This is a genomic window from Streptomyces sp. ADI95-16 (genome assembly GCF_003721495.1).
GTDB lineage: Bacteria > Actinomycetota > Actinomycetes > Streptomycetales > Streptomycetaceae > Streptomyces > Streptomyces goshikiensis.
In genome coordinates this window covers 1083211-1100658 of the sequence record NZ_CP033581.1, presented here as the reverse complement: position 1 = coordinate 1100658, position 17448 = coordinate 1083211, and the positions used below count along the sequence as shown (strand labels likewise).

Sequence of the window (17448 nt, the reverse complement as noted above, 5' to 3'; positions counted from 1 at the left end):
GCGCCGCACACCGAAGCGGCCTTCGGCCGCCCGGCCGGACCATCGCCGTCGCGCGGATCTCCCGATCCGCGCGGCGGCGATGTCTTTCCGGCGGCCGCGCATGTACGAACGGACGGGGAATGAGGGAAAGCTGATGGAACAACCGGTGGCCGAGGGAACGAACGGGGGAGCCCCGGGGGCCCCGTTCGTCATCATCGGCGTGGCGAACACCCAGGCCGACTGGGCGCGCGTACTCGGCGCCCTGACCCACGCGGACCTGCCCCTCGGCGCCCCACCGGCGCCGGGGACCGCCGCCGAGCCCGCCGAGCCCCGAGCCGCCGGGGCCTCCGAGCCCCGAGCCGCCGCGTACGCCGGGAACGGACCGGCCCCGGCGCGGGACGGACAGCGGGGGAGAACGGGCGGCGGGGGCGTACCGGAGCCGACGAGCGCGACACCGCCGAGCGTGCTCGACCTCAACGCGTACCTGGTGTACGCGATCGGCAAGGCGGCCCGCCGCAGGCTCACGGCCAAACTGACCGAACACGGCCTGCGGCTGTGGCACCTGACGGTGCTCGCCCTGCTCTGCGACCTGGGCCCCCAGTCCAAGGGGACCCTGGCGACCCGGCTCGACATGAACGCCAGCGACCTCGTCAAAGTCGTGAACGACCTCTCCCGGTCCGGGTACGTCGAGTGCGTGCGCGACACCGCCGACCGGCGCCGCGTCGTCGTGGAACTCACCCGGGAGGGCCGCACCGCGGTCAGCCGCCTCAACGCGGACATCGCCTCCACCGACGAGGAGTTCCTGGCGCCCCTGAGCGGACCGGAGCGCGCCCAGCTCGGCTCCCTGCTGCGCCGGGTGCACCGGCACTTCGACACCACTCCGACGCACACCGTGTACGAGGACCCGGGCGCCGCGGCGCCGGACACCGCCCGGCCGCGGCCGGCGGGCGCCCGGTCCGTGGAGGCCCTGCGCATCGACTGGAACCGCTCCGCCGAGGACATCGAGAACCTCGTCCATGACCGGTCCCGGGGCGGGACGGGCGCGTACACCCACCACGGCGGGCGGCGCCTGGAGATCCTGGCGGCCACCGCCACCGAAGGCCGCTACGACGGCGCGCCCGGGCGCGTGGTGCGCTCGGGGACCGACGGCCTGGTGATAGTGGCGGGACCGGCCGACGGGGCGCCGGGCCGCGGGCTGTCGGTGGCACGGGTGCGCACCGAGGACGGGACGGAGATGTCGGCGGCCGACTACTTCCACCCGGAGGGCGGCGGGCTGACCACCGGGGAATGACTCCCGCCACGGCCCCGGGCCCCGGCCCACGGCGACGGCCCCGGGGTCAGCACCCACAGGCGGTGGTCCGGACAGCCGGTCGGTGAGACCGGGGCGTTCCCGGCCGGGCGGCGGCTCGGTGCTGAAGACGACGGGCAGCCCCGCCCGGGCGGCGCTCTCGCGCAGCCGGGCGATGTTGCCGATCAGTTCGACCAGCGGTGAGCCCCCGGCGGGAAACGCCTGGACCAGGTGGTTCTGCATGTCGTGGACCAGCAGCGCGGATCGCCCCGGATCGATCCGCCAGGGCGCGACGGAGTGCGGCAGCGCGTTCTCGGTGGGCATGGGGTAGTGCTCGGCCATCGGAAGTCCCACTGCCGCAATCCCCTCGGCACGGGCGGGTGTCCGCCTCGTCGGTAATACTTAACTTAGCCTAACCTAAGTTTTGTGATCTTGTCATCGTCCTGTCCCGAGGGGGAGGGCCGAGAGCCGCCCGGCGGCCGTCAGTTGGCGGCGGTCGCCGCCCTTCGCGGGCGCCGGTGCGCGGCCGGGCCCGCGATGTGTGCCATGTGCGCCCGTGGGGCGGGTTGCGGGGATGATCGGGGACATGTTCGTCGAGTTCCTGTCTGCCGCCGCCCTGGTCACCGTGCTGGTCTGCGCGGTGATCCGCCCCTTCCGCTGGCCGGAGGCCGCCTTCGCCGTGCCCGCCGCGGGAATCGTGATCGCCTCCGGCGCGATCCCGTGGGCCCACGTGGCCGAGGAGGCGGAACGCCTCGGTCCGGTCATCGGCTTCCTGGCCGCCGTCCTGGTGCTGGCCAAACTCTGCGACGACGAAGGGCTCTTCCACGCCTGCGGGACCTGGATGGCCCGCTGGGCCCACCGGCGCCCCCGCCGGCTCCTCGGCGCGGTGTTCGGCCTCGCGTCGGTGATCACCGCCGCGCTGAGCCTGGACGCCACCGTCGTCCTGCTCACCCCGGTCGTCTTCGCCACCGCCTCCCGGATGGGCGCCCGGCCCAAACCCCACGTCTACGCGACCGCCCACCTCTCCAACACCGCGTCGCTGCTGCTGCCGGTCTCGAACCTGACCAACCTGCTCGCCTTCAGCGCGACCGGGCTCACCTTCGTCCGCTTCGGCGCGCTGATGCTGCTGCCCTGGCTGGTGGCGATCGCGGTCGAGTACGCCGTCTTCCGCCGCTTCTTCGCGGCGGACCTCGACGCGCCGACCCCCGGGGGAGAACCGGAGGAGCCGGTCGAGATGCCCCTGTTCGCGCTGTGCGCGGTCGCCGCGACGCTCGCCGGATTCGCCCTCGCCTCGGCCCTGGGGGTCGACCCGGCGTGGGCCGCCGCGGCCGGCGCGGCCGTGATGGCCGTACGGGCCCTCGCCCGCCGCGAGACCACCCCGGCGGCGATCGTGCGTTCGGCCTCGCTGCCGTTCCTCGCCTTCGTCCTCGCCCTGGGCATCGTCGTCCGCGCCGTCGTCGACAACGGCCTCGGCGCCGCGCTCGCGCACGTGCTGCCCGACGGCACCGGCCTGGCCGCGCTCCTGGGCACCGCCGCGGTGGCCGCCGTACTCGCCAACCTGATCAACAACCTGCCCGCAGTGCTCGCCCTGGTCCCCCTCGCCGCCCCGGCCGGTCCCGGCATGGTCCTCGCGGTCCTGCTGGGCGTGAACATCGGGCCGAACCTCACCTACGCCGGTTCCCTGGCCACCCTGCTCTGGCGCCGGATCGCCCACCACCACGAGCACGAGGTCGACCTCAAGGAGTTCACCCTCCTCGGCCTCCTCACCACCCCGGCCGCCCTGGTCACGGCGACCTGCGCCCTGTGGGCGGCGCTCCAGGTCATCGGAACCTGACCCCGCGCGGCCCGGCCGGAGAGGGCGGGGAGGGCGGGGAGGGCGGCCCGGTGCGAGACGCGCGCACCGGGCCGCCCCGACGTCCGCCGGTGACGGCCCCTCAGGCCACCCTCGCCAGCAAGGCGCCGCCCGGGGCGCCCGCCCGCTCGCCCGCCGAGGGACCCGCGGCCGGCGGGGCGGCGGGGGTCCCGGTGTCGGTGAGGAGCTCCATCAGGGAGGCCCGGGCACGCGCCACCCGGGAGCGGATCGTGCCGATCGGGCAGCCGAGGGCGGTCGCCGCCTCGGCGTAGGGGAGTCCGAGGACCTGGGTGAGGACGAAGACGTCCCGCCGCTCGGCGGGGATCGTGGCCAGGAGTTCGGCGAGGGCGATGCCGTCCTCGAAGCCGGGCAGGCCGCGGGGCTGCGTCTGCTCGGCGGCGGTCTGCCAGTCGTCCCGGTCGGAGATCTTCGGCCGGGCCGCCTTGTGGCGCAGGCTGTCGATGACGGTGCGCCGGGCTATGGACAGCAGCCAGGTCCGGGCGGAGGAGCGGCCCTCGAACCGGTGCAGGCTGCCCAGGGCGCGCAGGAAGGTCTCCTGGGTGAGGTCGTCCGCCGACTGCGGATCGGCGCTGAGGTAGGCCACGTAGCGCCACACGTCGCGGTGCAGGGCGCGGACGAAACGGTCCACCGCGTCGGGGTCGCCGTCGCGGGCGGCGAGCGCCAGCAGGGTGGTCGACTCGTCCGGGCCGCCGGTGTGGCGTGCGGGCGCCGTCTCGGTGACGGTCGGACAGGGAAGCAGGGCAGGGGTCATCGCCTGATGTCCTTCTGGGAATCCGGGATCCGGGATCCGGCGCCGCGAACGCACTGCGGGCGGGTCGGGCCGGTGAGCGGTACGGCCTGCCGGACGGCATGGCCGATGACCGAGGCGCGCGGCGGTGTGGGCCGGGGCGCGTCGGTGTGCCGGCTGTCAGATGACAGCGATCCCGACAGGTGGGCCCCGCGAGGTGATGGCGTGGGCGAGGAGGAGCCCGCGCGGCGGGCGGGAGCCGCCGTCCCGGCGCGCGGTCAGGCGCGGCCGGTCGGGCGGCGCGGGAAGGCGGAAGGCCAGCCGCAGGGGTACGAGGAGCCAGCCCGCGACGGCGCGCAGGACCCGGAACGCGCCCTGTTCCCCGTAGGCGAGCCAGAGGCCGCAGAGCAGCGCGGCGAGCAGGTGGGCGGCGAGCATGCCGACCGGTGACACGGAGCCCATGGCGTGCCCGGCCGGCATGGACGCCGGCATCGGCATCGGCACGGACATCGGCAGGGTCATCGACATCGGCACGGTCGTGCCGCCGTCGGCCATCGCGTGCGCGGCCATGGTGTGGACGTGGCCGCCCGCGCCGGGCGGCGCGGCCGCGCCGCCCCCGGGACCGGGTCCCGACGGGTGCGCCGCCGCCTGCGCCATGGAGAACCCGGTGTGCAGGGCGGCCTGGACGGCGACGGTCGCCGCGGTGACGGACGCCAGGCCGCGTTCACGGTCCGCGAGGACCCAGGCGACCGCTCCGACGGCCGCGACGGCCACGGCCATCGCCCACCACGCGACGGCGGTCCGCGACATGAGGACGTGGCCGAGGGATGCGAGCAGCACACAGGTGACCGCGAACATCGCGGCCCTGATCGCGCGGCAGTACCGACCTGGGTTCATGGCTGACTCATCGTTGCACCCCCTCGGGATTGATCACCGGGGGGAGCCGGAAACTGATGTCAGATGACAAAATTCCCTGTGGCGCACACCACAACGGCTAGGGGGAACTGGGCTGTTCACCGGGCCGACTCCTCTCGTGGACCGCAGTGCCAGCCACGGGAACGGAGTCAGCGGTGGGGGAACAGACGGCGCCGGCGAAGGCGGCCGGACCAGGGGCGGACGGCCGGCTGACGGCGCTGCTCACCAGTGCCATGGCCTTCTCGATGCTGCAGCTGTTCCTGCTCGGCGCCCTGGGGCCCAGGCTGGTGCGCGAGTTGGGCGTGTCGGCGACCGTGCTCGGCCTGACGACCACGATCGGGTTCGGGACGGCGGCCGCGCTGTCGCCGGTCGGCGGCCGGGTCGTGGACCGGATCGGGCCCCGGCGCTCCCTCGTCGTCCTCCTGCTCGTGTCCGCGGCGGCCCTCGCGCTGATCGGGGCCGCGCCCGGGCCGGGATTCCTCCTCGCCGCCGTCGCGCTGGGCGGCCTGCCGCAGGCCCTCGCCAATCCCGCGACCAACAAGGCGATCCTGGCCGCCGTCCCGCCCGGCCGCCGCGGGCCCGTGACCGGGATGAAGCAGTCCGGTGTGCAACTGGGCGCCTTCGCCGCCGGGCTCCCGCTGGCCGCGCTGGCCGGCGGGATCGGCTGGCGCGGCGCCGTCTGGACGGCCGCGGCCACGGCCGCGCTCGCCGCCCTCTGGGCGCACCGCGCGCTGCCCGCCGACCCCCCGGCGAAGGCGGCGCCGCCGCGCTCCTCGCTCGTGCCGCGCGGCGCCATCGCCTGGCTGGCGGTCTTCTCCCTCTTCCTGGGCTGTGGAATCGCCTCGGTCAACACGTACGTGGCGCTCTTCGGCGCCCAGGAACTCGGCCTGGGCCCGAACGCGGCCGCGGGCCTGGTCGCGGTGCTCGGTGTCGCGGGCATCGCGGGCCGGGTGGGCTGGTCGAAGGCGGCCCGGCCGGGGCGCGCCGAGTGGCTGCCGGGCTGGCTGGCGGGCGGGGCGGTGCTCGCGGCGGGACTCCTCGCCGCCGCGCCGTACGCGGCGCCGCTGGTCTGGGTGGCGGCCGTCGCCGTCGGGGTGTTCGCCGTCTCCGGCAACGCCGTCTCGATGGTGCTGGTGATGCAGCGGGCCGCTCCGGGCCGGGCCGGGCAGGACTCCGCCCTGGTCGCCGCCGGGTTCTTCGCCGGGTTCGCGCTCGGGCCACCGCTCTTCGGACCGCTGGCGCAAGCGGGCCGGTACGGGCCCGGCTGGCTGCTGGTCGCCGCCGAGTTCGCCGCGGCCGGCGCCGTCGCGCTGACCTGGGCCGTCCGTGAACGGCGGCTCCTGGGCGCGGAGGCCGCGGCATGACCCCGCCGCCCTGGGCCGGGCGCGCGCTGTCCGACGTACTCGAACGGGCCGCCGCCACCCGGGCGGAGGCCGGCGACCGGTTCCCGCTGTACGCCGACCCGGACACCGGCCGGTGGGTGACCACCGGCCGCGGTTCGTGGACCGGCGGCTTCTGGGCCGGACTGCTGTGGCTGCGGGCCCGGCACACCGGCGCCGCGGACGACCGGGCCGCCGCCGCCGCGTGCACGGCGCGGCTGGCCGACTGGGTGGAGGCCGACACCTCCACGCGCGGGCTGATCCTCTGGTACGGGACCGCGCTCGCCGACGGCGACACCGGGGCGCGGGAGCTGCGGACCCGGGCGTCCCGGGCCGCGCTGGCCGCGCTCGACCCCGAACTCGCCCTGGTGCCCTGGGGGTCGGCCTTCGGCGGCCCCCGGCTGCTGGCCCGGGTCGACGGCGTGCCCGGCATGGTGCCGCTGCTCGCCGCCGAGGGCCCGCGGGGCGCCGAGGCGGCCGCCTCGCACCTGTACCGGCACCTCGACCTGTGCCTCGGCGAGGGCGGGCGGGTGGTGCCCGCCCGGGCGTTCGAGGCGGCCTCGGGGTGGTGGGAGTGCGCGAGCCCTCCGGCCGGCTGGAGCCGGGGCCGGGCCTGGCTGCTGCTGGCGGTGGCCGACGCGCTGCACCGTCCCGGTGTTCCCCGGCGGACACCGGGACGCCTGGAGGCCGTGGCCGAGCGGCTGGCCACCTCGTGGACGGGGCCCGGCGCACCCCTGGTCCCCCCGGCCGACGAGGCCAGGCCCGACGGCCCGCTCGACACCTCCGCCGCCGCCATCGCGGCCGTCGCGCTGCTCAAACTCGCCCGCCTGCCGGGCCCCCGGGCGGCCGGGTACGCCTACCGCGCGACGGCGGTCCTGGAACGCCTGGTCGGCGAGCACCTGACCCGCGGCATGCTGCTGGACGGCTGCTACGACGCGGAGCAGGGCACGGCCGTACGGCACGAGCTGGTGTGGGGCGACTTCTTCCTGGCGCTCGGTCTGGCCGCGCTCACCGGCCTGGCCGACGTCCGGGACGTCTGAACCGCCGCGCCGGCCAGGCCCGGTCGGCGCAGTGGCGCCGGACCCGCGACGCCCGGCGCCGGACGCCGCGGGCCCGGCCGGCGCCGCTTCCGGCGACAGGACCTACCCCCCGCGGGCCCCGTACGTACGCAGCACCCGCCGGGCCACCGAGGTGACGTGGAGCTCGTCCGGGCCGTCGAGGATGCGCGCCGCGCGCCCGGTGCGGAAGAGCGCCGGCAGCGGGGTGTCGGGGCCGAGCCCGGCCGCGCCGTGGACCTGGATGGCCGCGTCCGCGACCTGTTGCAGCATCCGGGCAGCGGCGACCTTCGCCAGACCCACCTCGACGTGTGCGTCCCGCCCGGCGGCGATCCTGTCCGCCGCCTCGTGGACCAGCGGCCGGGTGGTGCGCAGGGCCAGCAGCGCCTCGAAGACGTGCTGCTGGACGAGCTGGTGGTCCGCGAGCGGACCGCGTGATCCGGTACGGGAGCCCGCGCGCTCGCACATCAAGTCGAAGGCGCGCTGGGCCTGGCCGAGCCAGCGCAGGCAGCGCAGGGTACGGCCCAGCTGGAGCCGCTCGCCCGCGACGGCCAGCGCCCGCCCGCGCCCGCCGACCAGGTGGTCGGCGGGCACGGCCACCCGGTCGAACTCGATCTCCCACTGGCCGGTGGCCCCGAACACGGGGAGTTCGCGCACGACGCGGAAGCCGGGGGAGCCGGTCGGGACCAGCAGGAGCGAGAGCCCGCTCCGGTCGCCGTCCTCCCCGTCGGTGCGGGCGAGGACGGTCACGACATCGGCCTCGGCGGCGCCCGAGGTGAACCACTTGCGGCCGCTCACCCGCCAGCTGCCGTCGGCCTGTTCCTCGGCGCGCGTCGCGGTGAGGAAGGGGTCGGTGCCCGGTGTGCCGGGTTCGGTCATCGCGTAGCAGGCGCGCAGCTCCCCGGCGGTCAGCCGCTTCGGATACAGCTCGCGGATCCGGTCGCCGCCGTGGTTCCACAGCATCGTCACGTCCAGCAGGGGAGCGGAGCCCAGGGCCGCCGGACCGTGGTCGCTGGCCCCCTCGGCCTCGGCGATCCGGGCGTAGCGCGCCAGGGGGAGCCCCTGGCCGCCCAGTTCGACGGGCAGCGGGAGCGCCCACAGGCCCGCCTCCTTCGCCCCGTCGCGCAACTGCCGCAGGGCGGCGGCCGCCGCCGGGCCGCCCGCGTCGAGCACGGGCTCACAGGGCATGACCCGGCGGCGGACGAACTCCGCGACCCGGTCCCTCAACTCCCCTGTTCCGCCCTCGGGTTCAAGGCCGTCGCGGTCCGCGTCCCCTCGGTGCTCCACCAGTTTCCTCCACTCTGCCGGGAACCCATGGGAACGGCTGTCCGACTGCCTTCCCGAGGAACTGGTCGGGTGCGCACCCGGTCTGGTTCCCGCGTACCGCACATCCAGGGCGCCGGCCACCGCCGCGCGCCAGGAGAAGAGGAGAGGCATGGCGTCACCAGCCATCACTCAGACCGTGCAGCCACTCGAAGGGCTGCGGCTCGCCGCCTCGGGACCGCCCGAACTGGCCGGCCCGGCCGCCGCGCACCTGCGCCTCCTGGGCGCCCGCACGGAGACGGGACGGACCGGGCCGGATGCGGACGGAGCGGCGCACCTCGCGCTGTCCGGTGCGGGGTTCAGCGAGCAGAGCGCCACCGTCACGTGGGCCATGGACCGGGCGAGCGGCATCACCGACGAGGCCACCGTCCAGGCCGCCACCGGCATCATGGCCGTACACGGCAGACGCGACGGCGCCCCGCGCGGCCTCGCCGTCGACTACGCCGCCACCGCGACGGGCGTACTCGCCGTACAGGGGCTGCTCGCCGCACTGGTCGGCCAGGCCAGGGGCGGCCCGGCCGCCCGAGTGGGCACCAGCGCCGACCGGGCCGGACTGCTCGCCGTGTCCCAGTACCTCGCGGCGGCCGGAGCCGACGAGGGCGAAGCCGCCGAAATCTCCCCCGGCGGACCCCCGTTCACCTCGGCCGACGGCACCCTGTTCGAACTGGAGACCCTGGACCCCGGAGCCTGGGCCGCGTTCTGGCGGGCCCTCGCGGCCCCCTCCGACGCCATCCGGGCCGGCTGGCGGCCCTTCCAGTTCCGCTACGCCACCGCCTGCGCACCCTTCCCCGACGCACTGCACACCACCACCCGCGCCCACACCTGGCAGCGCGTCCGGGAGGCCGCCGCGGGCACCGGCGCCGAGGTCTGCCGGCTGCGGACCCTGGCCGAGCGCGCCGCCGAACACGACGGCGCCGCGCCCTGGGAGCTGGCCCCGTACGGCTCCGGCCACCGCATCCCCCGGGTGACGCCCACCGCCGCGCGGCCGCTGGCCGGGCTGACCGTCCTGGAGGCCGGCCGCCGCATCCAGGCACCGCTCGCCGCCCACCTGCTGGGGCTGCTCGGCGCCGACGTCATCCGGATCGAGCCGCCGGGCGGCGACCCGCTGCGCGGCATGCCCCCCACCTGCTCGGGGACCTCCGCCCGCTGGCTCGCCCTGAACCGCGGCAAGGACGCCGTCGAGATCGACATCAAGTCCGCCGACGACCGGCGCCGGCTCCTCGGCATGGCCGCCGAAGCCGACGTGTTCCTGCACAACTGGGCCCCCGGCAAGGCGGCCGAGCTGGGCCTCGACCACCAGGACCTGGCCTCCGTCAACCCCGCGCTCGTCTACGCCTACACGGGCGGCTGGGGGACGAACCGCATCGCCGGCGCCCCGATGGGCACGGACTTCATGGTGCAGGCCCGCACCGGCGTCGGCGAGGCCGCCCGCCCCCTGGGCGAGGTACCCGCGCCCTCCCTGATGACCCTGCTCGACGTCCTGGGCGGACTCGTGGGAGCCGAGGCCGTGCTGGCGGGACTGCTGACCCGCGAGCGCGGCGGGCGCGGAGTGCGCGTCGACTCCTCGCTGCTGGGCGCCTCCGACGTGCTCCTCGGCCCCGCCCTGCGCCGGGCCCGGCGCGGCCAGGAGCCCCGCCGCCCCGCCGGGTTCCGCCGGCCCCTGCCGACCGCCGACGGCTGGATCGCCCCGGCCGACGCCTGCGGGGCGGCCGCCGCCGCGTACGACCTCACGAGCCTGCCCACCGGCGCCGCGCTCGCCCAGCTGCGCACCCACGGCCTCACCGCGACCGCGGTCACCGCCGATCCCGCCGACCTGCACCACGACCCGCGCTTCGCCGGCTCGATCAGCCGCGACGAGCACGGTGCCCCCGCCGTTCCCGACCCCTGGAGCCTCGTATGACCGTCGCACTGCACGACCTGCTGCCCGCCGGGCTGCGCCGCTCGTGGGCCACCGACGGCACCTGCCCCGACCTGGACCTCTACAGCCTCTTCCGGGCCCGCCAGATCGCCGACCCGCACGCCACCGCTGTCATCGACGCCAAGGGAACGCTCTGTTACACCGCCCTGGACCGCAAGGTGCGATGTCTGGCCACCGGCCTCAGGAACCTCGGCATCCGGCCGGGCGACGTGGTCGGCGTACAACTGCCGGGCGGCCGAGGCGCCGTGATCGCCGAGCTGGCCCTGGCCGCCCTCGGCGCGGTGGCGCTGCCCTTCCCGGTCGGCCGGGGCAGCCTGGAGGCCGAATGCCTGCTCCGCCGGGCCGAGGCCGTCGCGGTCATCGCCGCCGTCGAGCACCGCGGCGACCACCACGCCGCCGGCCTGCGCGACCTCGCCCCGGCCCTGCCCGCGCTGCGCCACGTCATCGCCGCCGGACGGGCCGGAGCCGCGCCCGAGGGAACGGTCGCGCTGCACGAGCTGCTGCGCACCGACGCCACCGACTTCGTCCCGGCCCGCCCGGACCCCGACAGCGCCGCCCGCATCCTGGTGTCCTCCGGCTCGGAGGCGGAGCCGAAGATGGTCGCGTACTCCCACAACGCCCTGGCCGGCGGGCGCGGCAACTTCCTCGCCTCCCTGATGCCCGACAAGGCGCCGCCGAGATGCCTGTTCCTGGTGCCGCTCGGCTCCGCCTTCGGCTCCAACGGCACCGCCGTCACCCTGGCCCGGCACGGCGGGACGCTCATCCTGCTCGACCACTTCACCCCCGAAGCGGCCCTCGCCGCCGTGCGCGAGCACGCGCCCACGCACATCCTGGGCGTGCCCACGATGGTCCGGATGATGCTGGACCGGCTGGAGCGGAGCGGGCCCGAAGACGGCGCGCTGCCGTCCCCCACGGCCCTGGTCCTCGGCGGCTCGGCCCTGGACGAGACCACGGCGCGCAGCGCGAGCCGGGCCTTCGGCTGCCCGGTCGTCAACCTCTACGGCTCGGCCGACGGCGTCAACTGCCACACCGGGCTCGGCCACGAGGTCCCGGACGCGGACGGCGCGGGCGTGGTGGCCGGCCGCCCCGACCCCCGGGTCGCCGACATCCGCATCACCGACCCGCGCACGCACGAGAAGCTGGCCGACGGGGAGATCGGCGAGATCATCGCGCGCGGCCCCATGACCCCCATGTGCTACGTCGCCTCCCCCGACCTGGACGCCCGCTACCGCACCCCCGAGGGCTGGGTCCGCACCGGGGACCTCGGCCTGATCGACGACGGCGGCGTCCTGCACGTCGTCGGCCGCCTCAAGGACATCGTGATCCGCGGCGGCGCCAACATCAGCCCCGCCGAGGTCGAGCGGCAGCTGGGCTCCCACCCGCAGGTACGGGACGTCGTCTGCGTCGGCGTACCCGACGAACTGATGGGGGAGCGGCTCGCGGCGTGCGTCGTGGCGCGCGGCGCGCAGCCGCCCACCCTCGACTCGCTGACCGGACACCTCACCCGGCGGGGACTGGAGCGGCGCAAGCACCCCGAACACCTCCTGCTGGTGGCCGAGCTCCCGCTGACCCCGGCCGGCAAGCCCGACCGCGCGGCCCTGCGCGAGCGCCTGGCGCACGCCCCGCTCGCCGTCTCCGCGGCGACCCCCGCGCCCCCGCTCACCCGCGCGAGCTGACCCCGCCGGCGGCGCGGCGGCGCCGGGACCCGTCCACGTAGCGCGCGAAAGGGCGGGCGAGCACTCCCGGTGCTCGCCCGCCCTCTCTTCGTCCGTACGTCAGGAGGCGCCCATGGCCTTCTTCAGTTCCGCGGCCGCGTTGCGGTAGACCGGAAGCAGGTCGAGGTCGTTCCCCGGATAGTTGACGATCTTCACCTGCTTGGCGCCCGAGTCGGGCAGGACCGTCCCGGTCGACATGTGCGCGTTGTCCAGCACCAGGGCCGGCTTCTTCGCGGACAGCTCGGCGAGCTGCGCCGGAGTGACGGCCTCGGGCCCGTACGTGCCGACGGGGGTCGCGCCGGACAGCTTCGCGGACCAGACGGTGAACACCTGACTGACCACCACCGGGCTCTTCCCGCCGGGCCAGGAGCCCTGGACGTCCTTCGACAGCTTCGCGTACTCGGTGTCGAACGAGGCCGTCCACTTCGCGGCGGCGTCCTCGGTACCGAACAGCTTGCCCAGCCGGGCCACCTCGGTCTTGACCTTGTCGGCGTCGTTGTCGAGGTTCACCTCGACCAGCTCGGCCTTCGAGCCCGCCGCCTCCTTGATCTTCGCCGCGTACGGTTCGAAGGGCGCGTACAGGACGAAGTCGGCCTTGCCGACGGCGGCGAGGTCGGAGGGCTTCGGATCGTAGTCCGGGGCGTGGTGCACGGACTGCGGGACGATCACCTTGATGTCCTCGGCGCCGGCGGCCTTGGCGAAGGCGCCCTCCCACGTGGTGGTGACCACCACGACCGGCTTCCCGTCGTGGCTGTTCTTGCCGTCCTTCGATCCGGTGTCGCCGCCGCCGTTCCCGCAGCCGGTGACGAGGGCCAGAGCCGCACTCAGTGCGAGGAAGGAAGCGAATCGGACGCGGGTGCGCGCCATGTGCTGATTCTCCGTTCGGGGATGAGATGGACCGCGAGGACGAGCGTCCCGGCGGTGAGGACGAGGACCGGCCCGGGGGGCCAGTCGAGCCAGAGGGCGATCAGGAACCCGGTCAGGTTCACGGCGACGCCGATGCCGACCGCCCACAGGGTGATCGACCTGAGCGAAGTGCCCAGGCGGCGCGCCGCGAGCGCCGGCAGCAGGGTGAGGGCGTCCACCAGCAGCGCGCCGGTGAGCTTGATCGCCCCGGCGACCGCCACCGCGACCAGCACCAGCAGGACGGCGGTGAGCAGCCGGACCGGAACACCGGAACACTGGGCGAGCTCCCGGTCGTACAGCAGCAGCGCCACCTCGCGGCGCCGCCACCAGAACAGCGCGGGCACCAGGACGGCCAGCGCGCCCAGCACCACGAGATCGGCGGTGCCCACGGACAGGATCGAGCCCCACAGCAGCGCGAACGCCCCGGAGGCGTTGACCCCCGACACCGCCAGCAGCAGCAGCGCCGCGGCGATGGCCAGGCTCATCAGCAGCCCCATCGCCCCGGACAGCCCGTCCGGAGTACGGGCGAGCGGGGCCACCCCCGCACCGGCCAGGGCGCACGCCACCAGCGCGCACAGCATCGGGTCGAGACCGGTGAGCAGCCCGACCGCGATGCCCAGCAGCGCGACGTGCATCATCGCGAAGCGCACCGGCATGATGTCGAGCCCCACGATCACCACCCCGATCACGGGCAGGCCGACCGCCGCCAGCAGCAGGGCCACGCCCGCCCGCTGGACGGGGACCAGCCCCAGCAGCTCGCCGACGTCGGCCGTCGCGAGGATCACGCGACCTCCCGCAGCCGGCCCGCGGCCATCTCCAGCACCCGGTCGCAGCGCTCGGCGAGGGCCCGGTCGTGCGTCACCACGATCAGCGTCACCGGCAGCGACGCCAGTACGTCGGCCGCCTCCTCCTGCCCGCCGAAGTCCAGCGCGGCGGTCGGCTCGTCGGCGAGGAGCACCTCGGCGCCCGCCGCCACCGATCCGATGGCCCGGGCCAGGTACATCCGCTGCAACTGCCCCCCGGAGAGGGTGTGCAGCGGCCGCTCGACCAGCGAGCCGACCCCCAGCTTCCGCGCCGCTTCGGCGGCCTCGGCCGGTGCGCCGCCGCTGGCCAGCAACTCGTCCCCGAGCAGCGGGAACCGGCCGGCCGCCGGCTTCTGCGGGATCCAGGCGCAGGACCGCCGCCGCCACGCCCACTCGGCCGCCGAGCCGGTGCCCCGGCCGCCGACCAGGATCGAACCGCTGACCTGCCGGTGCAGCCCGAGGACCGCGCGCAGCAGCGTGGTCTTGCCCGAACCGTTGGTCCCGGTCAGGGCCACGCGTTCGCCCGCCGAGATCTTCAGGTCCACGTCGGCGACCGCCTCGACCCGGCCATGGCGGCAGGCGACCCCCCGCATGTGTACGTCCAGTCCGCCCATTCCACGCCCCTTCCCCGCTCCGTCGCCAGGTGCCGGCGGCGGGTGGCCCGCCGCCCTTCACTCCGCGTTAGTCGGGCGCGGGAGGCTTCCAGTTCCGGCGGGCGGCACATCCGTCACCGGCGCCGCCACCCGGGCAGGTCCGCGGCGGGCACGGTCAGCTGCCGGGCCGCACCACCACGGCCAGTACCTCGACCGGCGCGCTGTGGCGGAAGTGGAGGACGAACGGCACCACCTCGCCCGCGCGCCAGCGGGAGTTCATCCGGGTCATGACGCTCACGTCGAAGGGCGACATGGCCAAGGTGGCGCCCGCGGGGACCCGGACGGATTCCGTCATCCGCATGGTGTCGGCCCCGCGGCCCGAGCTCTCGTGCCGGCTCAGCATCGTCTTCCCGACGGCGTCGGAAGGAGAGGTCACCTTCGTCAACCGGTCCTCGCCGCCGCCGATGTTGGTCACCTCGAAGAAGGCGGCCGTGTCCCGGCTGTCGCCGTACGGAAGGAAGACGCGGCCGTTGCCGGCGGCGATCCGCGGCGGACTGCCCGCGGCGCCGGAGGCGGTCCACACGGTCAGCGCCGCCAGCGCCACCGAACAGGCGGCCAGCGGGGCGATCGCGGCCGACAGCGCCTCGCCCACCCGCCGCCGGGCCGGGCGCGGGCCGCCCCGGCCCTCAGCCGAACTCGCTCGCGTCATCGCCCCGTACCTTCCGCCCGGCCGCCCGGACGCGTCCGCCGGGCGCGCGGCGACGGCTGCCAGGTCCGCAGCCGCAGACTGTTGCCCACCACCATCAGGGAACTCACCGACATCGCGGCCGCCGCGGCCATCGGGCTCAGCAACCCCACCGCGGCCAGCGGCAGCGTCACCGCGTTGTAGCCGAAGGCCCAGACGAGATTGAGCCGGATCGTCCCGAGCGTCCGCCGCGCCAGCCGGACGGCGTCGGCGACCGCCTCGATGTCGCCGCGCACCAGCGTGACGTCGGCGGCGCCGATGGCCACGTCCGTTCCGCTCCCCATCGCGATGCCGAGATCGGCGCCGGCCAGGGCGGCGGCGTCGTTGACCCCGTCGCCGATCACCGCGACCCGCCGCCCCTGCTCCCGCAACTCCCGCACCAGCTCCGCCTTGTCCTCGGGCGAGCAGCCCGCGCGCACCTCCTCGATCCCGAGCGCGGCCGCGACATGGGCCGCGGTGGCCGCGCGGTCGCCGGTGGCCAGCACCGGCCGTACCCCCAGGCGCCGTATCCGGTCGACGGCCCGGTAGCTCCCGGGGCGCAGGACGTCGCCGACGCAGACCAGGGCCTGGTCCGCCCCGTCCACCCGGACCAGGACCGGAGTCCGCGCCGCGGCCTCCGCCTCGGCCAGCGCCTCGGCCAGCGACGGGTGCGCATCCGCGCCTGCGGCGCGGACCTCGACCCGGTGCCCCTCCACGACCCCGGTCACACCGACACCGGCGGTGGCCCGGAAGCCGGTCACCTCGGGGAGCGGCAGACGGGGCAGCTGCTGCCCGCAGTACGCGACCACGGCGCGGCCCAGCGGATGTTCGGAGCCCCGCTCCACCGCGGCGGCCAGCCGCAGCGCCCGCTCCCGCCCGATCCCGCCGGGCACCGCGGTCACCCGGGCCACGGTCATCCGGCCGGTCGTCAGCGTGCCGGTCTTGTCCAGGACCACCGTGTCGACGTGCCGCAGGGTCTCCAGCGCCCGGGGCCCGCTGACCAGCACCCCGAGCCGGGCACCCCGGCCGGTCGCCGCCAGCAGGGCGGTGGGCGTCGCCAGCCCCAGCGCGCAGGGGCACGCCACGACCAGGACCGCGACACAGGCCGTCACGGCCGCCTGCGGATCGGCCCCGGCGCCGAGCCAGAAGCCGAGCACGGTGACGGCCAGGGCCAGCACCACCGGAACGAAGGCACCCGCCACCGTGTCCGCCAGGCGCTGCGCCCGCGCCTTGCCCGCCTGTGCCTCGGTGACCATGTGGGTGATGCGGGCGAGCCGGGTGTCCGCGCCGACCTCCGTGGCCCGGACGACCAGCAGGCCGCCCGCGTTGACCGCACCGCCCACCACCGGGCGGTCCGGGCCCACCTCGACGGGCTCGCTCTCGCCGGTGACCAGGGAGAGGTCGAGCGCCGAACTCCCGGAGACCACCACCCCGTCCGTCGCGACCCGTTCGCCCGGCCGGACGATGAACTCCTGCCCCACCCGCAACCGCTCGATCGGGACGAGCCGCTCGGCGCCGTCCTCCCGTACGGTCACGTCCTTGACGGCCAGCCCGGCGAGCGAGCGGAGCGCCTCCCCCGTGCCGTGACGGGCCCGGGACTCCAGGAAGCGCCCCGCGAGGACGAACAGCGGCACCCCGACCGCGGCCTCCAGGTAGACGTGCGCGACCTCCCCGCCGGCGGAGGGCAGCAGGGTGAAGGGCATCCGCATCCCCGGCGTGCCCGCGCCACCGAGGAACAGGGCGTACGCCGACCAGCAGAACGAGGCGGCCACGCCCAGGGACACCAGGGTGTCCATCGTCGCCGCCGCGTGCCGCAGCCCGCGCACGGCCCGGGCGTGGAACGGCCACGCGCCCCAGACCACGACCGGCGCCGCCAGCACGAAGCACAGCCACTGCCAGTTGCGGAACTGCAGGACCGGCGCCATCGACAGCACCAGGACCGGAACCGACAACAGGGCGGTGACCAGCAGCCGTTGCCGCTCCTCGCGATCGCGGCCGGACCCCGGTGATCCCGCCGGACCCGACGCATCCGGCGGATCCGACGGCCGAGTCCGCCGGGGCGGGGGCGGAGCGGGCAGTTCCGCGCTGTAGCCGGCCCGCTCCACCGCCGCGAGGAGGTCTCCCACCGTGACGGCCTCGGGATGGCTCACCCTGGCCCGCCCGGTGGCCAGGTTGACCGTGGCGCTCACGCCCTCGATCCGGGCGAGCCGCTTCTCGACCCGGTTCACACAGGCCGCGCAGGTCATACCG

Annotated in this window: 14 protein-coding genes and 1 pseudogene; 6 read left to right on the top strand and 9 right to left on the bottom strand. The window is 76.0% G+C overall.

Features of this window, described 5'->3' with window-relative positions; genetic code table 11:
- Window positions 1-133 precede the first annotated feature (133 nt).
- A complete protein-coding gene (locus EES41_RS04515; protein WP_123075845.1) occupies window positions 134-1270 on the top strand; it encodes a MarR family transcriptional regulator in 1137 nt (378 codons plus the stop codon).
- Between the two features lie 69 nt (window positions 1271-1339).
- Here the strand turns inward: EES41_RS04515 and EES41_RS43770 are convergent.
- Window positions 1340-1591: pseudogene (locus tag EES41_RS43770) on the bottom strand (isochorismatase family protein); the annotation flags it as partial.
- A gap of 262 nt (window positions 1592-1853) precedes the next feature.
- Here EES41_RS43770 and EES41_RS04505 point away from each other — a divergent pair.
- On the top strand, window positions 1854-3101 hold the full coding sequence (locus EES41_RS04505; RefSeq protein WP_123082256.1) for an arsenic transporter: 1248 nt from the start codon (window positions 1854-1856) through the stop codon (window positions 3099-3101).
- 100 nt (window positions 3102-3201) lie between these two features.
- On the opposite strand, the gene EES41_RS04500 is transcribed toward EES41_RS04505, so the two are convergent.
- Window positions 3202-3891 carry a sigma-70 family RNA polymerase sigma factor gene (locus EES41_RS04500; protein WP_123075843.1) on the bottom strand — a complete coding sequence of 230 codons (690 nt, stop codon included), beginning with the start codon at window positions 3889-3891 and terminating at the stop codon, window positions 3202-3204.
- Window positions 3892-4047: 156 nt separating this feature from the next.
- Complete coding sequence (locus EES41_RS04495; RefSeq protein WP_164495744.1) at window positions 4048-4764, bottom strand: hypothetical protein; 717 nt, start codon at window positions 4762-4764, stop codon at window positions 4048-4050.
- A 251-nt stretch (window positions 4765-5015) separates the two neighbouring features.
- Between EES41_RS04495 and EES41_RS04490 the strand changes: the two genes are divergently transcribed.
- Window positions 5016-6146, top strand: a complete 1131-nt coding sequence (locus tag EES41_RS04490) for an MFS transporter (protein ID WP_123082255.1) — start codon at window positions 5016-5018, stop codon at window positions 6144-6146.
- Window positions 6143-7201, top strand: a complete 1059-nt coding sequence (locus EES41_RS04485) for a sugar ABC transporter permease (RefSeq protein WP_123075839.1) — start codon at window positions 6143-6145, stop codon at window positions 7199-7201. The genes EES41_RS04490 and EES41_RS04485 overlap by 4 nt, the downstream gene beginning before the upstream one ends.
- 102 nt (window positions 7202-7303) lie before the next feature.
- Here EES41_RS04485 and EES41_RS04480 read toward each other — a convergent pair whose 3' ends face one another.
- The gene (locus EES41_RS04480) at window positions 7304-8503 is read right to left on the bottom strand and encodes an acyl-CoA dehydrogenase family protein (RefSeq protein WP_254211309.1); all 1200 of its coding nucleotides are present in this window, start codon (window positions 8501-8503) and stop codon (window positions 7304-7306) included.
- A 148-nt stretch (window positions 8504-8651) separates the two neighbouring features.
- On the opposite strand from EES41_RS04480, the gene EES41_RS04475 reads away from it, so the two are divergent.
- The gene (locus tag EES41_RS04475; protein ID WP_123075835.1) at window positions 8652-10439 is read left to right on the top strand and encodes a CoA transferase; all 1788 of its coding nucleotides are present in this window, start codon (window positions 8652-8654) and stop codon (window positions 10437-10439) included.
- Window positions 10436-12133, top strand: coding sequence for a class I adenylate-forming enzyme family protein (locus tag EES41_RS04470; protein ID WP_123075833.1), 1698 nt, complete (start codon window positions 10436-10438; stop codon window positions 12131-12133). Before EES41_RS04475 ends, EES41_RS04470 begins: the two co-directional genes overlap by 4 nt.
- Before the next feature lie 99 nt (window positions 12134-12232).
- Here the strand turns inward: EES41_RS04470 and EES41_RS04465 are convergent, their stop codons facing one another.
- The 5 genes from EES41_RS04465 to EES41_RS04445 form a co-directional block, all read right to left on the bottom strand.
- Window positions 12233-13039, bottom strand: coding sequence for an ABC transporter substrate-binding protein (locus tag EES41_RS04465; protein ID WP_123075831.1), 807 nt, complete (start codon window positions 13037-13039; stop codon window positions 12233-12235).
- Complete coding sequence (locus EES41_RS04460; RefSeq protein ID WP_123075829.1) at window positions 12997-13863, bottom strand: metal ABC transporter permease; 867 nt, start codon at window positions 13861-13863, stop codon at window positions 12997-12999. The genes EES41_RS04465 and EES41_RS04460 overlap by 43 nt, the downstream gene beginning before the upstream one ends.
- Window positions 13860-14495 carry a metal ABC transporter ATP-binding protein gene (locus EES41_RS04455; protein WP_037794121.1) on the bottom strand — a complete coding sequence of 212 codons (636 nt, stop codon included), beginning with the start codon at window positions 14493-14495 and terminating at the stop codon, window positions 13860-13862. The genes EES41_RS04460 and EES41_RS04455 overlap by 4 nt, the downstream gene beginning before the upstream one ends.
- Before the next feature lie 154 nt (window positions 14496-14649).
- Window positions 14650-15183 (bottom strand): copper chaperone PCu(A)C, encoded by a 534-nt coding sequence (locus tag EES41_RS04450; RefSeq protein ID WP_123075828.1) that lies wholly within the window; start codon window positions 15181-15183, stop codon window positions 14650-14652.
- A complete protein-coding gene (locus EES41_RS04445; RefSeq protein WP_123082254.1) occupies window positions 15180-17444 on the bottom strand; it encodes a cation-translocating P-type ATPase in 2265 nt (754 codons plus the stop codon). The genes EES41_RS04450 and EES41_RS04445 overlap by 4 nt, the downstream gene beginning before the upstream one ends.
- Window positions 17445-17448 lie beyond the last annotated feature (4 nt).

Excerpts from the sequence above, each read along its gene's own strand:
- EES41_RS04515 (WP_123075845.1), top strand. The coding sequence starts at position 134 with ATGGAACAACCGGTGGCCGAGGGAACGAACGGGGGAGCCCCGGGGGCC.
- EES41_RS04505 (WP_123082256.1), top strand. The coding sequence starts at position 1,854 with ATGTTCGTCGAGTTCCTGTCTGCCGCCGCCCTGGTCACCGTGCTGGTC.
- EES41_RS04500 (WP_123075843.1), bottom strand. The coding sequence starts at position 3,891 with ATGACCCCTGCCCTGCTTCCCTGTCCGACCGTCACCGAGACGGCGCCC.
- EES41_RS04495 (WP_164495744.1), bottom strand. The coding sequence starts at position 4,764 with ATGAACCCAGGTCGGTACTGCCGCGCGATCAGGGCCGCGATGTTCGCG.
- EES41_RS04490 (WP_123082255.1), top strand. The coding sequence starts at position 5,016 with ATGGCCTTCTCGATGCTGCAGCTGTTCCTGCTCGGCGCCCTGGGGCCC.
- EES41_RS04485 (WP_123075839.1), top strand. The coding sequence starts at position 6,143 with ATGACCCCGCCGCCCTGGGCCGGGCGCGCGCTGTCCGACGTACTCGAA.
- EES41_RS04475 (WP_123075835.1), top strand. The coding sequence starts at position 8,652 with ATGGCGTCACCAGCCATCACTCAGACCGTGCAGCCACTCGAAGGGCTG.
- EES41_RS04470 (WP_123075833.1), top strand. The coding sequence starts at position 10,436 with ATGACCGTCGCACTGCACGACCTGCTGCCCGCCGGGCTGCGCCGCTCG.
- EES41_RS04465 (WP_123075831.1), bottom strand. The coding sequence starts at position 13,039 with ATGGCGCGCACCCGCGTCCGATTCGCTTCCTTCCTCGCACTGAGTGCG.
- EES41_RS04455 (WP_037794121.1), bottom strand. The coding sequence starts at position 14,495 with ATGGGCGGACTGGACGTACACATGCGGGGGGTCGCCTGCCGCCATGGC.
- EES41_RS04450 (WP_123075828.1), bottom strand. The coding sequence starts at position 15,183 with ATGACGCGAGCGAGTTCGGCTGAGGGCCGGGGCGGCCCGCGCCCGGCC.
- EES41_RS04445 (WP_123082254.1), bottom strand. The coding sequence starts at position 17,444 with ATGACCTGCGCGGCCTGTGTGAACCGGGTCGAGAAGCGGCTCGCCCGG.